This window comes from Paenibacillus foliorum, from assembly GCF_013141765.1.
Lineage (GTDB): Bacteria > Bacillota > Bacilli > Paenibacillales > NBRC-103111 > Paenibacillus_S > Paenibacillus_S foliorum.
Window position 1 is genome coordinate 87,126 of the sequence record NZ_WHOD01000022.1, and the last position, 20,921, is coordinate 108,046.

Annotated in this window: 23 protein-coding genes; 5 read left to right on the top strand and 18 right to left on the bottom strand. The window is 42.3% G+C overall.

Going from position 1 to position 20,921, the window contains the following annotated elements; translation table 11 throughout:
- The first annotated feature begins 13 nt into the window (after positions 1–13).
- Positions 14–1,669 (top strand): CPBP family intramembrane glutamic endopeptidase, encoded by a 1,656-nt coding sequence (locus GC093_RS06135; protein ID WP_171650984.1) that lies wholly within the window; start codon positions 14–16, stop codon positions 1,667–1,669.
- A 20-nt stretch (positions 1,670–1,689) separates the two neighbouring features.
- Here the strand turns inward: GC093_RS06135 and uvrC are convergent, their stop codons facing one another.
- The gene (uvrC, locus tag GC093_RS06140) at positions 1,690–3,639 is read right to left on the bottom strand and encodes an excinuclease ABC subunit UvrC (protein WP_171650985.1); all 1,950 of its coding nucleotides are present in this window, start codon (positions 3,637–3,639) and stop codon (positions 1,690–1,692) included.
- Between the two features lie 156 nt (positions 3,640–3,795).
- On the bottom strand, positions 3,796–4,113 hold the full coding sequence (gene trxA / locus GC093_RS06145; protein ID WP_171650986.1) for a thioredoxin: 318 nt from the start codon (positions 4,111–4,113) through the stop codon (positions 3,796–3,798).
- Positions 4,114–4,413: 300 nt separating this feature from the next.
- On the opposite strand from trxA, the gene GC093_RS06150 reads away from it, so the two are divergent.
- Positions 4,414–4,560 (top strand): YqzM family protein, encoded by a 147-nt coding sequence (locus GC093_RS06150; protein WP_171650987.1) that lies wholly within the window; start codon positions 4,414–4,416, stop codon positions 4,558–4,560.
- An 872-nt stretch (positions 4,561–5,432) separates the two neighbouring features.
- On the opposite strand, the gene dnaI is transcribed toward GC093_RS06150, so the two are convergent.
- The 4 genes from dnaI to GC093_RS06170 all read right to left on the bottom strand — a co-directional run bounded on the left by dnaI (position 5,433) and on the right by GC093_RS06170 (position 8,593).
- Positions 5,433–6,383 carry a primosomal protein DnaI gene (dnaI, locus tag GC093_RS06155; protein ID WP_171650988.1) on the bottom strand — a complete coding sequence of 317 codons (951 nt, stop codon included), beginning with the start codon at positions 6,381–6,383 and terminating at the stop codon, positions 5,433–5,435.
- Between the two features lie 24 nt (positions 6,384–6,407).
- Positions 6,408–7,913 (bottom strand): replication initiation and membrane attachment family protein, encoded by a 1,506-nt coding sequence (locus GC093_RS06160; RefSeq protein WP_171650989.1) that lies wholly within the window; start codon positions 7,911–7,913, stop codon positions 6,408–6,410.
- 176 nt (positions 7,914–8,089) lie between these two features.
- A complete protein-coding gene (locus GC093_RS06165) occupies positions 8,090–8,287 on the bottom strand; it encodes a YwbE family protein (RefSeq protein WP_171651048.1) in 198 nt (65 codons plus the stop codon).
- 21 nt (positions 8,288–8,308) lie between these two features.
- Complete coding sequence (locus GC093_RS06170; RefSeq protein WP_171650991.1) at positions 8,309–8,593, bottom strand: YuiB family protein; 285 nt, start codon at positions 8,591–8,593, stop codon at positions 8,309–8,311.
- Between the two features lie 214 nt (positions 8,594–8,807).
- On the opposite strand from GC093_RS06170, the gene hemQ reads away from it, so the two are divergent.
- Positions 8,808–9,554, top strand: coding sequence for a hydrogen peroxide-dependent heme synthase (gene hemQ, locus GC093_RS06175; RefSeq protein ID WP_171650992.1), 747 nt, complete (start codon positions 8,808–8,810; stop codon positions 9,552–9,554).
- A gap of 98 nt (positions 9,555–9,652) precedes the next feature.
- On the opposite strand, the gene GC093_RS06180 is transcribed toward hemQ, so the two are convergent.
- The 7 genes from GC093_RS06180 to GC093_RS06210 form a co-directional block, all read right to left on the bottom strand.
- Positions 9,653–10,126: an RDD family protein gene (locus GC093_RS06180; protein WP_216624522.1), complete on the bottom strand. Its 474-nt coding sequence runs from the start codon at positions 10,124–10,126 to the stop codon at positions 9,653–9,655.
- Between the two features lie 23 nt (positions 10,127–10,149).
- On the bottom strand, positions 10,150–11,118 hold the full coding sequence (sppA, locus tag GC093_RS06185) for a signal peptide peptidase SppA (protein WP_171650995.1): 969 nt from the start codon (positions 11,116–11,118) through the stop codon (positions 10,150–10,152).
- 48 nt (positions 11,119–11,166) lie between these two features.
- The gene (locus GC093_RS06190; RefSeq protein WP_171650996.1) at positions 11,167–11,901 is read right to left on the bottom strand and encodes an ABC transporter ATP-binding protein; all 735 of its coding nucleotides are present in this window, start codon (positions 11,899–11,901) and stop codon (positions 11,167–11,169) included.
- A gap of 26 nt (positions 11,902–11,927) precedes the next feature.
- Entirely contained in the window at positions 11,928–12,299 is a 372-nt protein-coding gene (locus GC093_RS06195) for a GntR family transcriptional regulator (protein WP_171650997.1), read from the bottom strand.
- A gap of 3 nt (positions 12,300–12,302) precedes the next feature.
- The gene (locus GC093_RS06200) at positions 12,303–13,085 is read right to left on the bottom strand and encodes a hypothetical protein (protein ID WP_171650998.1); all 783 of its coding nucleotides are present in this window, start codon (positions 13,083–13,085) and stop codon (positions 12,303–12,305) included.
- 240 nt (positions 13,086–13,325) lie between these two features.
- A complete protein-coding gene (locus GC093_RS06205; protein ID WP_171650999.1) occupies positions 13,326–13,613 on the bottom strand; it encodes a hypothetical protein in 288 nt (95 codons plus the stop codon).
- Positions 13,614–13,615: 2 nt separating this feature from the next.
- Entirely contained in the window at positions 13,616–14,806 is a 1,191-nt protein-coding gene (locus tag GC093_RS06210; RefSeq protein ID WP_171651000.1) for an NAD(P)/FAD-dependent oxidoreductase, read from the bottom strand.
- Between the two features lie 422 nt (positions 14,807–15,228).
- Here GC093_RS06210 and GC093_RS06215 point away from each other — a divergent pair, with 422 nt between their 5' ends.
- Positions 15,229–16,215: an NAD(P)/FAD-dependent oxidoreductase gene (locus GC093_RS06215; RefSeq protein WP_171651001.1), complete on the top strand. Its 987-nt coding sequence runs from the start codon at positions 15,229–15,231 to the stop codon at positions 16,213–16,215.
- 97 nt (positions 16,216–16,312) lie between these two features.
- Here the strand turns inward: GC093_RS06215 and sda are convergent, their stop codons facing one another.
- From sda to erpA, 5 genes are all read right to left on the bottom strand, one after another.
- Positions 16,313–16,459, bottom strand: a complete 147-nt coding sequence (gene sda / locus GC093_RS06220) for a sporulation histidine kinase inhibitor Sda (RefSeq protein WP_376768632.1) — start codon at positions 16,457–16,459, stop codon at positions 16,313–16,315.
- 344 nt (positions 16,460–16,803) lie between these two features.
- Complete coding sequence (locus GC093_RS06225) at positions 16,804–17,211, bottom strand: cytochrome-c oxidase (RefSeq protein ID WP_171651003.1); 408 nt, start codon at positions 17,209–17,211, stop codon at positions 16,804–16,806.
- 92 nt (positions 17,212–17,303) lie between these two features.
- Positions 17,304–18,563 (bottom strand): ATP-binding protein, encoded by a 1,260-nt coding sequence (locus GC093_RS06230; protein ID WP_171651004.1) that lies wholly within the window; start codon positions 18,561–18,563, stop codon positions 17,304–17,306.
- 15 nt (positions 18,564–18,578) lie between these two features.
- Complete coding sequence (locus tag GC093_RS06235) at positions 18,579–18,785, bottom strand: hypothetical protein (protein WP_171651005.1); 207 nt, start codon at positions 18,783–18,785, stop codon at positions 18,579–18,581.
- A gap of 147 nt (positions 18,786–18,932) precedes the next feature.
- Positions 18,933–19,304, bottom strand: a complete 372-nt coding sequence (gene erpA / locus GC093_RS06240) for an iron-sulfur cluster insertion protein ErpA (protein ID WP_171651006.1) — start codon at positions 19,302–19,304, stop codon at positions 18,933–18,935.
- A gap of 430 nt (positions 19,305–19,734) precedes the next feature.
- Here erpA and mqnE point away from each other — a divergent pair, with 430 nt between their 5' ends.
- Complete coding sequence (mqnE, locus tag GC093_RS06245) at positions 19,735–20,835, top strand: aminofutalosine synthase MqnE (RefSeq protein ID WP_171651007.1); 1,101 nt, start codon at positions 19,735–19,737, stop codon at positions 20,833–20,835.
- Positions 20,836–20,921 lie beyond the last annotated feature (86 nt).

The window sequence follows — 20,921 nt, forward strand, 5'->3', positions numbered from 1 at the left end:
GAGACAATCATTAGTGAAACGTCAATCCGAATCTCCTCTACTGCTGTTAGCCGTTATCGGCATCATTATTTATTTGACTGTTATAGGATCATCATATTTACAAGATCCAAGCAAAGCGGTCGAGCAAGAACCGCGATATCCCAGCATTACAAAGCAGGAAGCAGCTGATGCAGCTACCCAATTTGTTAAAGAACGGTTTGGACTTCCTGTTGATAGTTACACCACCAACACTTTATTTCAATCCTATACCAAACGAAGCGGCTATTTGCAGAAAGAAAAGCTTAGCGAAGAATATACAAAGCGTTTCAGTAGCTTGCCGATTGATTATTATGAGGTCGAAATCAACGATAATACCAACAAGATGAATTATTATATTGATGTGAATTATTCTAACCAGAGAATACTTGGCTGGGAAGCCTACAGCTCTCCTTCGACCAAGCGGCCCGTTACTTCTTCTCCCAATACAAGTTCCTTAGAACTGGCCGAGCAAGCTATAACCAATATGGGATACCCAGCAGCAGATTTCAACAGAGCTTCACATTATCAAGGCAAAAAGATCGCCGAAAGACTCGATGGTCCGTCAAGCGCCGCTGGTACGGAATTTGTGTTTGAGAGCAAAGATAAACAGATTGGTACGGCCAAGCTGCTATTGTCCATATCTATTGCTAACGGCAAGGTCGTGTCCTTCCATCCGATATTCGACATTCCAGCATCATTCACGGAATGGCAGAAGCATCAGGACGACCGAGCTACTCTAATGACACGCTTTAGCTTAGGCGTTTCCTTAATCATGGCAATTGCTTCTGTATACATCATCATCCGCTACCGTAGAGAAATTACGTTTCGCCGCGGCTTACTTCTCAGTTTTCTCTTTTTTTCTGTCTACGTTGCAAATAATTTTAATATGCTGCCTGCGTTCCGCACCTCTCATACAGAAGGTCCCTCGGAGCTTCAAGGGATCATTTACTTATGGATTAGCAATGTGATTATCTTCTTGATGGCTGTAAGTGTTTATTTCGCATTGCTTGCAGGCAAGAACATGTGGCTCCGCCGAGGCTGGAATCCGATCACCGAATGGAGCGATTCAAAGTTTGGGAATCATGTTATGACAGCTATGGGCCGGGGATACTTGCTTTGTTTATTCATCCTCGGTGTACAGCAGGGACTTTTCTTCATTGCAGGGGAGTATTTCGATGTCTGGTCGGTAAGTGACCCATCGGATTCGGTGCTAAACATGTCCATTCCCGCTGTATTTCCATTGTTAGCCTGGTCTGCATCGATCTCGGAGGAAGCTATTTACCGGCTGTTCGGTATCGCCTTCTTCTTGAAGCTCGTTCGCAATCGATTTGTGGCTGTATTGCTTCCAAGTATCGTTTGGGCGCTCAGTCACACCCAATATCCGATCTATCCCGTTTATACGCGTTTAATTGAGGTTACTATTATTGGTCTTATTTTCGGCTTCGCCTTCTTCAAATATGGCTTTATGACTGTGCTGTTTGCCCATGCCACTATGGACAGTATACTAATGGGGCTATCTCTTATAGATATGGGAGACCTTCTGCAAAGCATTACGGGCACCTTCTATCTGATTTTTCCTGCAATAATCGGCTGGTTCCTTGCATGGCTCCATGGCAAAAGAAAAAGACGAGAGCAGATTGTCCCGTCTTGAATCCATATAAACCTTAGCTATCACTCGTCGAATGTATCAGAAAGCTCAGATTCTTGCTCTGGGTCCTGAGCAGCAGCTTCAGCGCTACCCAAAGACTGCATAATTTGAGCAGCCAGCTTCTCCCCAATTCCAAGGGGCCGGAAATCTTCAATTCCGGCTTCTTTTATTTTCTTCAACGAACCAAAATGCTTAAGCAGAGCTTTGCGCCGCTTCTCGCCAATGCCGGGGATCGCATCGAGCTGTGAGACAATCATAGACTTCGCACGGGTTTCCCTGTGGAAGGTGATGGCGAAGCGGTGAACTTCCTCCTGTATACGCTGAAGCAGGTAGAACTCTTGACTATCGCGAGGCAAAGGCACTACCTCAGCAGGATCGCCAATGATCAGCTGAGCTGTTTTATGCTTCGCATCCTTTACCAGCCCGCAAACCGGAATAAAGAGGCCTAGCTCATTCTCCAAGATGTCTATTGCGGCGGATATTTGCCCTTTGCCGCCGTCTATTACGACCAAGTCGGGGAGTGGCAGGTTTTCCTTCAAAACGCGCTCATAGCGGCGTCTGACGACCTCACGCATTGTACCGTAGTCATCCGGTCCCTGTACGGTACGGATTTTATATTTCCTGTACTCCTTACGGTCAGGCTTCCCGTCTATGAATACAACCATCGCGGATACCGGATCGGAACCTTGAATATTGGAATTATCGAATGCTTCTATCCGCCGAATAATCCCTCCTGTACCTAGCCAGTCGCCCAAATTCTCCACCGCTTTAATCGTACGCCGCTCATCTCGCTCAATAAGCTTAAATTTCTCTTCAAGACTAACCCGCGCATTGTCTCCAGCCATTTCGACCATACTTTTCTTGGTCCCACGCCTCGGAATATGGACTTTCACCTTCAGCCAGCTTTCCAGAGCTTCCTTCACATCGGTCTTAACGATCTCAACTTCTGCCTCCAATTTATCAACTGTAGCAGGGGCAGTTGCAGGGTCTGTGTCCTCACCAGCAGCTTCAACAGGAAGGAATATCTCCTTGGGCAATGCCGGATTCTCGCTATAATACTGCGATACGAACGTTATGAAATCCTCATACTGTTCACCGTAATACGGGAACATTGAAGCATGGCGCTCAATCAGCTTGCCTGAACGCATGTACAAAATCTGCACACACATCCAGCCCTTATCTACAGCGAAGCCGAATACGTCCCGATCCACAGCATCAGTTGTCGTAATGCTCTGCTTCTGCATCACCGCATCGATGTGCAAGATATGATCACGCAGCTCCTTGGCTCGCTCAAAGTTAAGCTCCTCAGAAGCTTCCTGCATTTTCCGAGTCAAATCCTGTTTGATTTCATCATGCCCGCCATTTAGGAAGCGCGATATTTCTTGTACCATATGCTCATAGGTTTCCGGTGCCACCTCGTATTCACAGGGAGCCACGCACTGGCCCATATGGTAGTACAAGCATACCCGATCCGGCAGCGTCTTGCATTTACGCATCGGGTACAGACGGTCAAGCAGCTTTTTCGTCTGTTGTGCAGCGAAAGCATTCGGGTACGGGCCAAAATATTTAGCTTTATCCTTAAACACCCGACGTGTTACTTCCAGCCGCGGATGTGTTTCATTCGTAATTTTAATATAAGGGAATGACTTGTCATCCTTCAGCAGAACATTATAGCGAGGATGATGCTTTTTAATTAAATTACATTCCAGAATAAGTGCCTCAACATTGCTTCCCGTAACAATATACTCAAAATCCGCAATCTCACTGACAAGTGCCTGCGTCTTGGCGTTGTGGCTCCCTGTAAAATAAGAACGCACCCGATTGCGCAGCACCTTAGCTTTACCGACATATATGATGGTGTTCTCTTTATTTTTCATTAAGTAACAGCCAGGCTGCTCTGGTAATAGTGCAAGCTTATGACGAATCGCTTCGTCTCTTTCCTTACGTTCCAGTTCACTGTCATACAGTGACATTGGCGTCCTCTCCTTTCCGATAAACAAACAGTCCCCATAAGTGAAGAACATGCCCTGAAGCTTATTCCAATTACTTTCGGAGGAGCCCCCTAATACAACAAAAAAGCTCTTTCTCAGCATAGCAGAAAAAGAGCTTTTTCTCATCTAAAATTCGAATTATTGATGACGGCTTACTACATTTTTCAAAGCATCCTTGGATTGGAAGCCAACTACTTTATCAACCGGTTGACCGTCTTTGAACACGATTAGTGTAGGTATACTCATAACTCCAAAACGGGATGCCGCTTCCGGGTTATCATCCACATTTACTTTTGCAATTTTCAAGCTGTCACCGAGCTCATTATCCAGCTCTTCTAATATTGGAGCGATCATTTTACAAGGCCCGCACCATGGAGCCCAAAAATCAACAAGAACCGTACCGGATCCTTCAACTTCATTCTGGAAAGATTGGTCCGTAACATTTACGATAGCCATTTAACGTTCTCCTTTCAACCTATAAAAATGTTGTCAACATGTAAAGTATACCACAAAGCACCCTATTTTCAACCGCACCCTGGTGTATCAAAGTGTTTCCAGAACCGTTTTTACCGCTTACAAATCGCATCTTAAAAAACCGTCGCACAATTGTCACTTTCCTAGCCTTTAAATTATTCGCAAAGTTGGGTATACTAATCCTAACTAATCCCGTAATACCGAATTGCGGAAATATGATGAACACAGCGAATGCTTACAAATACCGTTTTCTAACATGAAAACCCCGAGGAGGACCCATCCATGAACGACCCGAAACATCCTGAACTGCACGTCAACGAAGAACCAAGCAATGATTTTATCGATACAGCCCTCGGCTTCGGCGTGTTTTTTGGAGTTTTGCTCCTTATTGCAGTTGCTGCCACTGTTATCTCATTAATGATCAAATAAGCTGTGCCTGTGTCAAAAGCCTGCTCCGCGAATACGCGGGGCGGGCTTTTTATATAACCAATAGTTTTCAAGAAAAAAACGTCACTTCAGATCTCCCTTACGATCCTTTTATGTGTAAACACAAATGTTTGTGCGTCTGGAGGGTAGGCGGATGGGGTTAAAGACGTTGTTGAAGTCGTGTTCATTTGTTTGTAGGCTTGCAGCTGTTGGAAGAATACCTCCTTCTTTCTTGCTTTACCGGTTTGTTATGCAACTCCCTAACTAACTTGCTTACAACGAAGAGAATTTTCCAATGGGAAGCTTTCATTATTTAACCCTTGTATAGAACCATACGCCCTTAAAGAGATCACTCCATTTCCCCTCGCGGAACGTGATTCCGCTAATGGACACGCTACCTCGTAAATTCATTATTACACGGAACTACGATGCTCTATTTCGTCTCCGACCTACCTAAATGACTACATTTCATACAAATAGAGCATCGTACTTCCGTTTCACTTGAATGAACACGTGTGCATTTCAAAATAGCGTACCTCAGTTCCTCTACCCGCCAATTGTTTATGATGTGAACTCGGAGATCTACCGTCAATCCTCAGCTTAACCCCTCGTCGGTCTTTTCGATGTACGGTGAAATTTGCATACGCACATTTATTAAATTAGGTGAAATAAACATACACCAAACCCAAAAACATATAAATTATATGTTTCACAAAGGATTCTACTCGAAGCCTTATCGATGAAGATACATTTATGTAATAGAGGTAGCTTTTCTTGCAATATCAGAATGGTTCAGCTCCGCTGGCAACTTATCAATTCTGATGTTATAAGAAAAAAGCCCGCTCCGCATCACATCGCAGAGCCGGGCTTTTCATTTATCCACCGCGTTTATTAAAACCATTGACCAGGATTACATCGACAAACGGACGAATCCGATCCATAATTCGCCTCCCCTTGAACTCCTCATCGCCATCCTTGCTCGTGAAGCTAAAATGCTTCTCCAACGCTCCCAAATCGTGGTTCGAAGTAAAAAAGGTCGGCTTCCGGTTCATCCGGTAGTTAAGAATAGCTCCCATGACATGATCGCGCAGCCAAGGATTAAGGTTTTCTGCACCAATATCGTCAAACACCAGCAAATCCGTTTCCTTCAACGCATCGATCGTTTCCTTTAGCTTAAGCGGATCATTAAACATTGACTTCAGATCCTCGGCAAAATCCGGCATGTACACTATCGCTCCTGTGTAACCGTCTTTCGCCAACTCGTGAAGCATGTAGCACATGAGGAAGGTCTTCCCTGTACCGAAGGTCCCTGCCAAATAAAGGCCCTGCTTCTGTATCCCCTCATTTTGAGTTTTCAAAATATAATCGATCACTTGACCAACAGCACCCACACGGTCCTCATCTTTATCGTAGATTTCCAATGTGGAATATCCCTCGGACAAAGCCCGCTCGTCCACATAAAAGCTGCGGATGCGTCCGCGGATCGCCTGCTGCGATTGCTGGGCAATAAACTTTTTACAGGCCACCTTCTGGTCGTATACTCTGGCCTGCTGCTGCTCAGATTCCACCGTAATCAAGGTATAATGGCCTTCCATGTCGTTCGGACAGCGATCCAGCCCCGGACAATTGGAGCAATTGCGGTATTCCACTGTATATTGATGCAGCCTGTTTAAATTCAGCTTCAAAGCCTCATGATCCAGCTGCGGGTATTTAGTGCGAAGCTTGACGATCAATGGATCTGCCGCTACTTCCTGCAGCTTGTCCTCAGCCTTTTTCAACAGCTCACGCCCAGGCATCCCTCGTAAAATCTCTCCTAATGATTCCACAGCACGGCCCCCTCTCTCCTTCGGTTACTTCCGGCTATCGAGCTGCTGTGCCTTACGGCGAATTTCCTCACGCTCGGAAGTGGTAAGCTGCTTAGCAGGCGCGATTACATTATCGCCAACAATCGGCAGCGCAGGCTTCTGCGGCTGTCTGCTGCTTCCCCTACTGTTACCTCGGCTAGCACCACCGGCGCTTGCTGCGGCCCCTTTACCTGACTGACGCTCCTTAAACTTCGCGTACTCACGTATATATTGAACGGCTTGCTCAAACGTGCTGACCTGCTTCCCCAGCATATCCGTCACGCTGGCTTCAATTGAATTTTTGGCCCATGATCGTTTATTGACATATATAAAATGAATAAGAACATTAATAACTTCCTCGTTCAACCTGTAGTTCAAATCCACCTTGGCCAGCGTGTCCAACAATCCGTCAGGCACTGTACCTTTGGAGAAAATCTTTTCCAACACAAACGTATACGGCTCATTACGCAATATATAATTATATTGATGCTGATTGCATTCCCCTTGGAAAATATCCGGTACTTCCAGATAAAACTCCATCTCGACCGTTTTTTCCTCTGAAGCTGCCGTTCCTTGCCCTGGCTGCTCTCGCGATTGCTCCACTTTGGATAAATAACGGCTTCGTTCCTCTCCGCGCTTCTTGTCTTGCCGAAAGGTCTCATTGGCCTTGTGCTGCAATAGCTCTAGACTCAGGCTGCCGTCAGGCTCGAATACTCCATCTTCATCCAACAATCTGCATATGTCCGTCAGGTACAGGCCGTATTTTTTAACTACAAAGTTAATTTGCGCCATTTGCTCTACTTCGTATTTCAAACGCTCTACAAAATCCCGGTTATTCGATTGTCTTGGAAACTGCCTAATAATATCAGCGTATTGGAAGCCTTTATTAGTTAACTCCGGCTTGGACTCGTCAGGCTTGGAGGCAGCCGATTCGAAAAATGCCTGCTCCAAATCAAGATCAATAACCTGTGAATTCAGATGAAACAGCTCGTAAAAAGGTACTGATAAGTTTTCAGAATTCGCATCCTTAAGCTCATCCAGCTCCTGTAGAACCAGCTCATCCCGCAACGAGAATACCATATATTTGCCAACTTTATCTCTCAGCAGCAAGGTTAAATGTTGATTTTTGAAAAATTCATTAGGCGACAACGGGGCAAATAGCGTGTATTGATATACGTAGTCATCCGATTCTGCAGAAAACCTGCGAGTCGTCCGCAGCAACCCTACCGCTTCGAGCTTCGAGGTTTGCTCAATAAAAAATTTACGTCCTCGTTCCCCAGTTTCAAGCTCCAGAGAAAGAAATAGCTTGCGCTGCTGCTCCATAGGAGAATACCCCACTTTATCGGAGGGCAGCTGTAAAAACAAAGTCTGGTACAAGCTTATAGCATAAGCCCCTATCATCGGCTGATAGATTGTAGACAGCACTTTCATATCCAAACTGCTTAGTGAAAAATCACGCGCCACATAAAAACGGTGATATTCAGAAAAATGCAGCATATTCGTTATTCGCATAAGCTCAAATCCCATCTTTGATCCAACATCTTAAAGTCCATTTTACCACATAAACCGACAATTCGGGTGATGAAAAGAATCCAGAAATTTTTACAAAAAAACCGTCAGGGTTCAATATCATCCTGACGGTTTGTGGGTGCAACCTTGTATGTTTGTACGTTGGTAGGAAAGGAACTCTAGTCTGCAATAATTTCTTTGACCCGACCAACCGTCCCATCCGTCAATCGCACCTTGATCCCATGCGGATGATTCGGTGAATTCGTTAATATATCCTTTACCGTGCCAGCTGTCAGTTTACCGGATCGCTGATCCTGCTTCTGCACAATCTGAACCCTTCTGCCGGGCACAACATCCTTGCGAAGCTGTCCATTCATTGTATTTCTCACGCCCTTTTTCTAAAACATGGTATACCCTTTCGTCCGCAAAGACTTAATCGTCGAGCCGCTCAACGCAGCTCCAATCAAGCCTCCAACCGCAGGTACATAATCGGCAATTCCGTACTCCGCCAAGTTCGTTGCAAGAGAGCCTGTCCCCCAGCCCCAATATACGACCAGAAAAATCACGAGCGCAATGTAACCATAGATGGGAAACCAGGTTGTTTTCATCAGCATGTTTAATATAAAACCGAGCCCAAAAAACAATACGAACAGCAGCACGGTAACAATTACTAATTGCAGCAAAACCGCCAACTCCTTTTTATCGATACTTACACGTATGTTCATTTTATATAAAATTTGGTCCGGGGTAAAGTGAACGCTTGATGAACATCCCCACCCCGATTGACTCAATTTGTTATTATATAAGCTCACTTCATTTGCCCTTTGATCATGATTTCGTTACAATGAAACAAGTGAAAATTACGAATTATTCCATTATATAAAAGGAGTGGACCTTATGAGTGAAGCAATCCAAACATTAGAAGGCTGGTATGCGCTGAATGATTTCCGTGCTATCGACTGGACGGCATGGAAGAGTCTTACCCAACAGGAAAGAAACCGTGCAGAGGACGAGCTGTACAGCCTGCTTGCACAGTATCAAGATGTAGAGGATCAAAAACAGGGCAGCACCGCGTTCTACAGTATCGTCGGACAAAAAGCCGACTTCATGTTCATGCACCTGCGTGAAACCTTGGAGGAACTTAACGAACTGGAAACAGCATTCAACAAAACGTTGTTTGCTCAAGTAACCATACCTACCTACTCCTATGTTTCTATTGTAGAGCTTGGCAGCTATATGGCTAAACCAGGTACAGATCCGATGCAGGATCCAGATATTCTTGCTCGTCTAAAGCCTACATTGCCTAAAGCTAAGCATGTATGCTTCTATCCTATGAACAAACGTCGCGAGGGCAATGATAACTGGTACATGCTATCCGCAGACGAGCGCCGCGGCTTTATGCGCAACCATGGTATGATCGGTCGTAACTATGCCGGTAAAATCAAACAAATTATTGCTGGCTCCATCGGTCTGGACGATTGGGAATGGGGCGTTACCTTGTTCGCGGACGATGCGCTGCAATTCAAAAAAATCGTTCATGAAATGCGTTTCGATGAAACTAGCGCCCGTTTCGGCGAGTTCGGCGAGTTCTATGTCGGCAACCTGTTGAACAAAGACAAGATGACAGCTATGTTGAAGCTTTAATAGAGGTTCCATACCGCTGAAATTGTATGTTATCCCAAAAGAGCCTTTCCGCCATTTTACTTAGCGGACAAGGCTCTTTTCCTAGCAACGATTTCTAATTATTTATTTACCCGCACTACACGAGTTGCAAACATCCGATCATGAAGTGCACGTTTTTTATCATCCCAGCCAGCCATCATATAACCAACGCAGAAAATAATACCGGATATAAATTTACCGATAACCTCTCTTAAAATAATGATTCCCCAAGTATTTGGAGCTCCATCATTACGAATAACTTTGATGCCTAGAGCCATTTTACCTAAGGTTTGTCCCCAGATCACCGTCATAACAATATAATAAACGCAAGCTAGGAAGGACTCCAGCATAGAAATAGCAAACGGCGGCTCAAGTAGACTATAACCAAGCATTAAATGAAAGATAATGAATACCGTTTGTAAACAAATTCCATCCAACAAAGTAGCCCCGCATCGTATCCAAAACCCTGCGTACCTTCTTTCAGTGCTAATGGTTTCAGAATAAGACGTTTTCCCTCCTGAATATGCGGGTTCTGATCTCGTTTCGCTCTCCAACTCTCTTCACTCCTTCTAAGAAATTAATATTTAAAAAGATACATAAGTCGAGGACCTATGGATACTTCCGGTAGTACTTCTTGCAGCACCTGCGCTGCAGGAGATGCCGAGTGCATCATTGCACCGCTGAATAGATCCGACAAAGAAGGCTCCTTAACATAACGAACCACCTTCGGATTGGCAATTCCTGTTTTTTCCGATGCATAGGCAGTAGCTGCTTCCATAGTCCCGAACGCGTCAATCAGACCCAAGGCTTTAGCCTGCTGGCCTGAATAGATACGCCCGTCTGCGAGCTTCAGGACCGTTTCTCGCGGCAGCTTACGCCCCTTTTCAATAACCGTAACGAACTGTTGATAACTCTCATCTACCAGCTTCTGAAATATTTCTCTCTCTTCTGGCTTCATCTCCCGAAGTGGACTCGCAATATCTTTATATGCACCACTTGTGATTGTATTTTCCTTGTAACCAAGCCACTCAGCTGCTTTCTCATAATTAGCTATAGAGAAAATAACGCCCAAGCTGCCTGTTAAAGTTGCAGGATTGGCAAATATATAATCTGCCGGGGCCGAGATATAATAACCTCCTGAAGCAGCCATTGAGCCCATACTCACAATAACCGGCTTACCGCTTTCCTTAAGCTCCACAATTTTGGAATGAATCTCGTCCGAAGCTACTACCTCTCCCCCCGGACTGTTTACCCGGATTACAACAGCCTTCACATCCTTATCCTTGCGAGCCTGGTCCAGTTGGGTAATGTAGCTGCCTGCGTTTAAAGCGCTTGAGAAGCTCCCGCTTTTTTCGGTAATAGCACCCTCAACAAACAGTTGGACTACTTTATCAGTCCCTTTACCTTGAACGGTTTGTTCATTCCACTTTTGTTTACCTCCCATTACATCCCCACTCATTAGCGAGTCAGACTTCGTAATAAGAATGACGATCAAACTTGCAAATAATACGCCTACAATGAGCCAGGCCCATCCCTTTCGTCCCATTGATGCTTTCCTCCCCCATTGAAATGAACTGTGTTTATTAACAATTAATTATATTGATAAGTCCTTTACTATCTTTTTTTTCATCCATTCAACTAATCCAACGTTATATTCACCATGAATTTGACTTACCTCTTCATAACCAACCACTCTTCCCTCATTAATCAGCATTACTCTATCCAATAAGGATTCAATTTCATCCACCTCATGAGTAGTCATCACCAAGGTCTGTTTCTGAGGATCAATTAATGCTATAACGCTGCGGATAATCTCCTCTCGAACTAAGGGATCCAAACCTGATAACGGTTCATCCATCACAATTAAAGGCACCTGTCGAGCTAGCGTCAATGCTAATTTCAAGCGTGCACGTTGTCCTTTCGATAATTGAGAGGCTTTCTGTTCCAAGTCCAATCGGAAAACTTCAACTACCTCCAATGCCTTATCCCTATCAAAATCATCAAATATCTCATCGTAGAATTGCAGTGCTTTTTTCACAGTATGAAAGGGGTAATACACATCAGCCTCCGGCAAAAAAGCAACCTCTCTTGAGCTTAGTCGCTCCGGAGCCCTGCCATTCAGCAGCACACGCCCTGCACTTGGTCTTTGCAGCCCGGCCATTAATTTCAAAACCGTGGATTTACCGCTGCCATTTCTCCCAATAACCCCAATAATTTCACCTCTTGGAATCTCAAAGCTCACCTTAACTATAGCTAATTTACCGAAAAACCTTTTCTCCACTTGATCGAAAATAATAATAGGCTCTTTCTTGGCCGCTTCTACGCCCATTTGAACTCCTCCTGCACTTAGTAGATCTATTTGCTTTTACTTTCCAAAAATGCCTTTACACCAGCAACAATTTCCTCTTCGGAATAGCCCAATTCATTCATCTCGTCTGCAAAACGAGTAATTTGTTCTTCTTTTAGCTGCTCTCTCATTAAGGCTAGCCTTGAGCTGTCTTCTGTCACGTAAATGCCCTGTCCTCTTCGACTTTCAACAATCTTCATCCGCTCTAACTCCATATTTACTCGTTGTACGGTATTTGGATTTACTCCATATACGACCGCCAGATCGCGTACAGAGGGTAATTTTTCACCAGGCTGTACCTCCCGTCGAACAATTTGTCGGCATATGCGCTGAACCAGTTGTAAATAAATCGGTTGTGTGTTCGAAAATTGTTCAACCATATCCTATACCTCCACTTTGCGATCCAATAGCCATGCAGATAAGTACAAGCATATTGCCATATTCAACCATACCCACAGATGTTCACCAGAGGAGTTGAATAAGCTTCCTACCCCGTTGACATCAGGATTACCCCAGTCGAAAAAATAACGGTATGCGGCAGTTTGCTCAAAGAAATACTCCAGAGTTGAAACGGCTACAAGCAACAATACAGCCAGAGGCCAGTTCCAGCGCCCAAATCGGTTCCTTAACGCAGAGGCAGTAAGATACAGCATAACTAGTGATATCGCCAATGCAAAGGATATAGATATAAATTCCAGAACAATAGAAACATTAGTACCATTAAATACAACCCATATTTTCTGAGCTTCACTATTTATATCAATTCGATTCTCTTCCCCAACTAGCCATTCAACTCCTGATTTTTCAACGGCCTGTACCCATAAGAAAAATACGGTTGAAACCAATAAACCCGAAATGAATTCAACAAATGCTGCCGCATATTTTGCCGCTAACAGCTTCCAGCCTGGCAATGGCAATTGCAACCAAAAAGGGTCCAGCTTACGTTCTTTCTGTAAGCTTATTAGCATATAGGCAGCCGGAGCAAAAAAATGGAGATACATGATAGACAGCCATAAATTGCTAATAAAACCAGATTGAAAGCGATAGGATAAAAAGACTGATAAACCGCCCAAAATCAAAACAATGCATAAATAAATCCAGATAGGACCTGACCACCTTGTACCAAAGGCCAATTCCTTCTTAAACAAACTCCACCAAACCTTCAACTGTTTGCCCCCCTAGAGATGCGAAATATTCAGATAACTAGTGTACTACCACAATAGTACACCGATTCAATTCTTGTGTCAATATGTTCCAATAAAGCAAGTTTTCGATAACAACGTCATCAATATTGAAGGATTATCTAGCTTCTAAGGAAACTGATGATTCAAATAGCAAAAAAACCTGTGGTTTCACCAGAACATCGGTGAAACCACAGGTTTTTTAATATAAAGTAAACTCAATGCTTATACATCGTCTTCGTCATCATCATCAAAACGATCATCGCGACTTGCTTCGCTTTTATCGTTCTTAGCCGCCAGATAGGCTTCTGTGTCCCTATCACGCTGCCGCGACTTCTCCTTAAGACGTTCAATTGCCGGGAGAATGAGAATGTCAATTTCTTTTTGCACCGTATAAACTAGATCATAGCGGGTTTGAGATTCTAGGAAGTGACCAACGTCTATAAGGGCATTGTAACGATCCAACTCGTCCCGCGTCAATAAACCGCGTACCTGTACGCTGCAGTGGCGCATTACTAGAAACGGCCTTTCTTAAGTACTAATGGAATACCGCCAATGATGTACAAATAGCGCACGTCAATGACTTTTTTCATTACAGCCGCGAGGCCGCCTTTGATTTTACGTGAACCAACAATACCGATAGCCTCACCGCGTCCAAGGGATGCAACTGTACCTTTACTTTGGAAGACGAAATTTTTCATTTGCTCGCCACGAATTGAAGCTACGAGGTTGTGCGCACAGACATCAGCTTGCTGCATCGATATTTGTGCTGTAGGCGGGTAAGGACGGCCTTCCGGATTCAATACTATCGAGCAATCGCCCAGAATATAAATGTTATCATGACCAGGAGCGCGAAGCTGCTCGTCAACCTTGATCCTGCCGCGCATCGTTTCAAAACCAGCATCATCCAGCATGTGATTACCGCGAACACCGCCAGTCCATACAACAGTAGCCGACTTAATCTCTTCACCAGTAGCCAATGAAACGCCATCCGGCGTGCATTCTTTAATTGCGGTTGCTATTTTAAAGGTAACCCCTTTATTCTGCAGAACATTCATCGCATATTCTACCAATTCGGGATCGAAACCAGGTAAAGCCGTTGGCGCCGCTTCCACATTATATATTTTAACAAGGGACGGATCCACGTCGAACTCTTTGCAAAGTTGAGGAATACGATCGGCCAATTCTCCGACAAATTCGATTCCTGTAAAGCCTGCTCCGCCCACTACAAAGGTTAAGTAGTCCAAACGGTTCGGCTCACGTTTAAATCTTGCAAATTGATATTCTATGTGCTCGCGAATAAAGCGTACGCTATTAATACTGCGAATGCTAAGCGCGTTCTCTTTCAATCCCGGAATACCAAAGGTTTCTGGCTCTCCGCCAAGTCCTACGACCAAATAATCATAAGACAATGTACCTTCTTCCAAAATAACCTTTTTCTCTTGTGGACGAATTTGTACAACAGTGGATTTAACAAAGTCGATTTTGAATTCATCAATTAGCTTAAGGATATTAACGCGCGCGTTCTCCGGATTGTCTGTGCCTGCGGCAGGCATGTGCAGATGAGTAGTAATATAATGATAATCATGTTTGTTAACCAGAGTTACATCTGCCTCGTTATAATTTAATTCCTTTTGCAAACGAATAGCCGTCACAATGCCACCATATCCTGCTCCCAAAATGACTATTCTTGGTATTCGACTCATGGTTGATCCCTTCCATCCTGTTTATATTCTGTATTTAATGGTCATAATTCGTTTGTGAAATTTTACACATACTACGCCGAGAATTATTTTTCAATACTAGTTTGAACAGTATGAATTGAAAATATAAGCGTTAAAAAGCGAGTTAAGCCATCAGTTTTATCCAGTTCCTCAAGACATAATATAATGTAACATGACAAATAGCAAGTATTATTTTGGTTAAAAATCACAGAAAAAACCGAGACTAGCCCGTATATATACAGGATTACTTCTGATTGCTGAATATTCCCATAATAGTTAATAAAGCACATGATTATATCTTTTTATTCTAAATGTAAATGAAAATCGTTATTATTTTCTTTCCAAATTTATAGGTTTATAATATAATTCGATTGTTATTAAGTCTCGGAGGTGCGTTTAGAAAAATGCAAAATGAAATAGTAGACATTATTATCGTGGGCGGAGGCCCAGCAGGTATGTTTGCCGCTTTCTATGGCGGTATGCGTCAAGCATCGGTAAAGATCATTGAAAGCATGCCGCAATTAGGTGGGCAGCTAGCCGCGTTGTACCCGGAGAAGTATATTTATGATGTTGCAGGCTTTCCGAAGGTTACAGCTCAAGAGCTAGTTAACAACCTCGATAAGCAAATGAAGCATTTCCCTATCGATATTCGTTTAGAGGAAAAAGTGCTTCAGGTTATCAAAAAGGATGAGCGTCTTTTTGAGGTAGTAACGGATAAAGGAGTTCATCAATCTAAAGCCGTTATTATAACAGGCGGAGTTGGCGCATTCGAGCCTAGACGTCTAGAGCTTCCAGAGGCATCCAAGTTCGAGAAAAAGAACCTGCATTATTTTGTCAGCGACCTGAATCGTTTCAAAGGACAAAAGGTTCTGATTAGCGGCGGAGGCGATTCTGCAGTAGATTGGGCTTTGATGCTGGAGCCGATTGCTGAGAAAGTTACGTTAATTCACCGCAGAGATAAGTTCCGTGCTCACGAACACAGTGTTGAAAACCTAATGAGTTCCAAAGTAGATGTACAGACACCAAAAGAAATCACAGCGCTTCACGGAGATGAATTTATCACTAAAGCTACCTTGGCTGATATCAAATCCGGAGAAACCTATGATTTGGATGTCGACGCGGTTATCGTTAATTTCGGATTTATTTCGTCGCTTGGTCCTATTGCAGAGTGGGGCTTTGAAATTGACAATGGTTCAATTATTGTTGATTCGCGTATGGAAACAAGCATTCCAGGTATTTTTGCAGCAGGCGATATCACTACATACCCTGGAAAGCTCAAGCTCATAGCTGTAGGCTTTGGTGAAGCTCCAACGGCAATCAACAATGCAAAAGTTTATATTGACCCTTCGGCTAAGTTGTCCCCAGGTCACAGCAGCAACATGAAAATGTAATTTAACCAGTTCAAATAATAAGGGTTTCTGCCACAACTAACATTGGCGGAAACCTTTTTATTGTTCTCAGAATGCCAAAATCCAAAAAAAAGGCAGGTCAACTGACCTGCGCTTCATTGTTACCGTAATATTCCAAATTCAGCTTACGACGTCTGATTTCTTCGAGCAGTAATTCGATAAACTCGGCTTCCAGCTTCAAATTCAACGCCTTAAAGTATGAATCAATTAAAATTTCATTACTCATTAGTCTCATTAAGATCACCTAACTTCTTTAAGGTAAAATTATATTAACATGTATATGCTTTTAGAACAAGCGTTCTGTTATCCACATCATTTTGTGTATAACCTGTGTGTATTATGTTAATAAGTGTGGAATCCTATACGGTTATGCAGTGGATTATGTGGACAAGGTTATGCACAAGCTCCTATTTGAAAATAATAATTCAAAAATATTTTTTCCAGATTTTACTTAATCGAGTGATAAAAGGATGGCTCCCTTTTTTGTGAATACTAGTAAGCATCCTCATTCAATCGAGGAAAGCAAAAAAAGCGCAAGCCCTAAGGCATGCGCTCTCATTATGTACGGGTTTACAAGGATGTTGTCTTGTTGTGTGTAATGCTTTGATCTTTGGCTTCGCTGACATTTTTCAGTACATTAATGGTAAACAGGACTACAGCAAGAGCAGTCAAAGAACCGCCTACCGCAACAACAGGTTCCGCAGCTTGCATTCCACTAAGAAGGAAAATAAGTCCGATCATCATAATCGGCAATCCGATATTGTGGAGCCAAAAATGAATTTTCCCCAACAAGGATGAGGCCGCCTTTGGAAATACATGGTACACAAACCCCGCTAATGCAAGTGAAACCCAGCCTACCAAATTAATATGGGCATGCACAGAAGCGAATTGAAACTGGTGCGTGATGGACATAAACATGCCAAAAAACACACCTACAACAAAGTATACCGAAGCAATTTTAATTAGCTTAGCACCCATAAGACAACCCCTCTTCAGGTATTTGACAAGATGATTATAACAAATACATTCCCAAATTCAAGACAATCAACTAAATTTTACAATTATTTTTTTTATATTTTCAATAAGGGAAAGGAAATATCAAATACAGTTCCTTTTCCTAATTCGCTTTTTACATTGATTTTTCCTAACATACCTTTTATCAAGCTGAATGACACCATCATCCCAAGACCTGTACCTTTATCTTTGTTAGAATAATAGGGCATTCCTAGACGACTTACTTGGTCATTTGTCATTCCAATTCCAGTATCGCTAATGGAGAGAATCACCTCATTGTTTCTCTTATAAGCTTCAATTTTAAGTACTCCTCTCTTATCTCGCATCGCTTCTAAACCATTTTTGGCAATGTTAATGATGCTTTGCCTTAGCTTTTTCCGATCACCTAATACTAACAAATTAATGTCATATTTAATCTCTACTTCTACTCCTGTAAGGTTTGCAACGGATTTTAAAACATTATAAATATATTGAATTTCCTCACCAATATCCAATTCTTCCAAAATCTCCGGATAAGGCTTTGCTAATGATAGATAATCATTAATAATTTGCTCCGCACGATCAATTTCTTCTAAACAAATTTTCCCATACATCTGTTTTTTGTCAGGATTCAGTTCTGTTTGAGTAAGTAGTTGAATAAACCCTCTAACTGAGGTTAGCGGATTTCTAATTTCATGCGCAACGGATGCGGAAATAATACTTGCGATGTTCATTTTTTCTGAGAATATTAATTCTTTTTTTAGTTCAGCGTTTCTTCTAATAGATTCAATAATGTATATAGCTAAGCCCATAAATAAACTTTGAACAATATAAAATTTAAAAGCAGATAGGAAATCATAATAAGAATCAATAACTAGAATACTTGATATGCCAATTATTTTACAAACAAAAGATAGTATAGAGGATATGAGAATTTTATTAAATAAACTATAAGAATGATATTTGTTTGATAAAGATATGATTACAATGAACGATAGAGTGGAAGAAATTAAATTTAGATAAGCGCCTGTACCGCCAATCATAAAACGAACACTTATAAGAGAGAGGAGTAACATAATAGAAGTTTTGGAGTTTCCATAAAAACATCCCAATATCAAAGGAATAATTCTAAGATCAAATATTAAACCATTTGCTTCTACAGGAGGAAAATACATACATAAAATCATTGGGGTGGCAAATAAAAAAAAGATGACTACATTTTTAAAAGCTGTTCTATGATTCATCTTTTCATGAATTGTAAATTGATAAAAAATTAGTGGGAACAAGATGAAAAAAATATTAAGAAGAAAATTGCTTAATTCGTAGTTAAATCCCATAAATTTGCACCACTTTTAGTGACATAACCTATCTCCTAACATTTGTGAGTTAAAGTTTGATTGGAAGGAGTTATTACCTCTCTTTATAGTAAAATTATACCACACTCTTTCATTTTTGAATCCAATTTGATATTCACTTTGTTGTTGAAAGCTAATCTGCGGATATTCTTGCTGATCTGGACGTTTGCCATCTGGTATCTTCGTTTTTTTGTTTTTAAGCATGTAAAAAAAACCTTCTAAAATATGTGTATCAGCATCAACACACACACTTAGAAGGTCGTAATCTGCAACCCAGAAATCGTATTTCTAGGGTTGTGTACTTTCAAGATAATTGCAAGTCAATATTTCACTCAAATCTCTATAGCCCTGTTAAGCCTCGACTTTATCGTCGCATTTCTCAGGTGTGCCTTCTTCGTCCTTCACTTTGAACGAAGAGCCACAGCCGCAGGATGCAACTGCATTCGGGTTGTTGATGGTGAAGCCGCCGCCCATGCCGGATTCTTTAAAATCGATCTCGATGCCATACAAATATTTAGAGCTTTCTTGATCGACTACCACTTTTAACCCATTCAATTCAAAAGCTTTATCGTCAGTATTCTCTTGGTCATCGAAGCCCATACCATATGAAAAACCGCTGCAGCCTCCTGATTTCACCCCTAAACGAAGGAATAAATCCGGTGTCTCCTCACTGGCCAACATTTCTTTAATTTTATCGCTTGCTGTTTCGCTAATTGTAATCATAAAATACAACCTCCTTACGGTAGTGGAGTGCCATGATAATGCTCAAAGTTCATATATCGCTAGAGAGCAATAATGAAACAGATGTTCAACTTTTAGAAAGGTTAATTAGCCCAGATAGGAGCTCTCTTTTCTCTAACATATTGCCTCTTCTTTATAAGTATACTCCTAATAAGCAGACTCCTCAAGGACTTATATCTATTACCACAACCTGTCTCGAGCCCGTTAAGGGCTAATCCCCATTTTGTCGAACTACGTATTGCCCCGCCCGATAAGGAGGTCTATAATAGATAGTATTGTTTTAATTTATTTGTTTTAATAAGGAGACTTTATATATGAATATAATGGTACACTCCTCCCTGTTCGACGATATCAATCAAAAGGTCATTCATGGTAAAAGCATGACTTTGTTATTCATTTTGGAGGTGGATTTATGAGCATCGTTATCAGTAATCCGGATCAAAGAATGGCAGAAATAGCAGAAAAAGTGAAGCATGGTGAACGCTTATCGCTTGAGGATGGCGTATTTTTGTATCAATCCGATGACTTGCTTACAATTGGGCAGCTGGCAAATGAAGTTAATCTCAGACTGAATGGTAAACGGGTTTATTTCATCGATAATATGAGCCTTTACTTTACCAATGTATGTGAAGCTCACTGTGCATTCTGTCATTTCCGCAAAGATGAGGGCGAGGAAGGTTCCTATACGCTTTCACCTGAGCAAATGTTTGAATTTATTGATGAGCATTATCATCCGGGTATGCGCGAGTTCCATATAGCTCAAGGACATAACCCTAATGTACCTTTTGAATATTATGTGAATTGTATCCGCGCATTGAAGGAACGTTATCCTGATGTTACCATCAAGGCTCATACTGCCGCTGAAATCGAGTTTTATTCTCGCCTCAGTGGGTTAAGCTATAAAGAGGTGCTTCAGACACTTATGGATGCCGGTTTAAGCACATTGACAGGCGGCGGTGCCGAGATCCTATCTGAGCGCTATCGGAAGAAAATGGGCGTTGGTAAAGCAACAACGGACCAATGGCTAGAAGTACAACGGGTTGCTCACGGTTTAGGTCTGAAAACACATGCGACTATGCTGTATGGCTCCATTGAGACGCTGGAAGAACGAATTCAACACATGATCTATTTGCGCGAAGTGCAGGATGAGACCAACGGTTTCATGGTGTTCATTCCGAACTCCGTACAACCGGCCAGCGTAAGTGCAGGCTTGAAACGCCGCGTGGCTGCTTTTGATGATCTGAAAACAATCGCAATCAGCCGCTTAATGGTTGATAATATTCAACATATCAAAGCATACTTCATCAATCTAGGCACACAATTAACGCAAATAGCCCTAACTTTCGGTGCTTCTGATGTTCACGGAACGATTGTAAAGGAGCGTATCAGTCATGCCGCAGGTGCCTTATCACCGGATAGCTTGACCCGTGAAGAGCTAGTTTGGCTTGTTAAAGGTGCCGGTCGCATTCCAGTTGAACGTGATACATTCTATAACGAAATCAAAGTTTATTAGTTCAAAATTTACTCAGAAGATATGACCATGACAATGCTGCTGATATTTTTCAGGGAGGCTTGCCGTCCCCATATAGAAAGGGTTCA

Coding starts and splice junctions, on each gene's coding strand:
- uvrC (WP_171650985.1), bottom strand. CDS start 3,639: ATGTCACTGTATGACAGTGAACTGGAACGTAAGGAAAGAGACGAAGCG.
- trxA (WP_171650986.1), bottom strand. CDS start 4,113: ATGGCTATCGTAAATGTTACGGACCAATCTTTCCAGAATGAAGTTGAA.
- GC093_RS06150 (WP_171650987.1), top strand. CDS start 4,414: ATGAACGACCCGAAACATCCTGAACTGCACGTCAACGAAGAACCAAGC.
- GC093_RS06160 (WP_171650989.1), bottom strand. CDS start 7,913: ATGCGAATAACGAATATGCTGCATTTTTCTGAATATCACCGTTTTTAT.
- GC093_RS06165 (WP_171651048.1), bottom strand. CDS start 8,287: ATGAATGGACAGCTTCGCAAGGATGTTGTGCCCGGCAGAAGGGTTCAG.
- hemQ (WP_171650992.1), top strand. CDS start 8,808: ATGAGTGAAGCAATCCAAACATTAGAAGGCTGGTATGCGCTGAATGAT.
- sppA (WP_171650995.1), bottom strand. CDS start 11,118: ATGGGACGAAAGGGATGGGCCTGGCTCATTGTAGGCGTATTATTTGCA.
- GC093_RS06190 (WP_171650996.1), bottom strand. CDS start 11,901: ATGGGCGTAGAAGCGGCCAAGAAAGAGCCTATTATTATTTTCGATCAA.
- GC093_RS06195 (WP_171650997.1), bottom strand. CDS start 12,299: ATGGTTGAACAATTTTCGAACACACAACCGATTTATTTACAACTGGTT.
- GC093_RS06205 (WP_171650999.1), bottom strand. CDS start 13,613: ATGCGCCACTGCAGCGTACAGGTACGCGGTTTATTGACGCGGGACGAG.
- GC093_RS06210 (WP_171651000.1), bottom strand. CDS start 14,806: ATGAGTCGAATACCAAGAATAGTCATTTTGGGAGCAGGATATGGTGGC.
- GC093_RS06215 (WP_171651001.1), top strand. CDS start 15,229: ATGCAAAATGAAATAGTAGACATTATTATCGTGGGCGGAGGCCCAGCA.
- sda (WP_376768632.1), bottom strand. CDS start 16,459: ATGAGTAATGAAATTTTAATTGATTCATACTTTAAGGCGTTGAATTTG.
- GC093_RS06225 (WP_171651003.1), bottom strand. CDS start 17,211: ATGGGTGCTAAGCTAATTAAAATTGCTTCGGTATACTTTGTTGTAGGT.
- GC093_RS06230 (WP_171651004.1), bottom strand. CDS start 18,563: ATGGGATTTAACTACGAATTAAGCAATTTTCTTCTTAATATTTTTTTC.
- GC093_RS06235 (WP_171651005.1), bottom strand. CDS start 18,785: ATGCTTAAAAACAAAAAAACGAAGATACCAGATGGCAAACGTCCAGAT.
- erpA (WP_171651006.1), bottom strand. CDS start 19,304: ATGATTACAATTAGCGAAACAGCAAGCGATAAAATTAAAGAAATGTTG.
- mqnE (WP_171651007.1), top strand. CDS start 19,735: ATGAGCATCGTTATCAGTAATCCGGATCAAAGAATGGCAGAAATAGCA.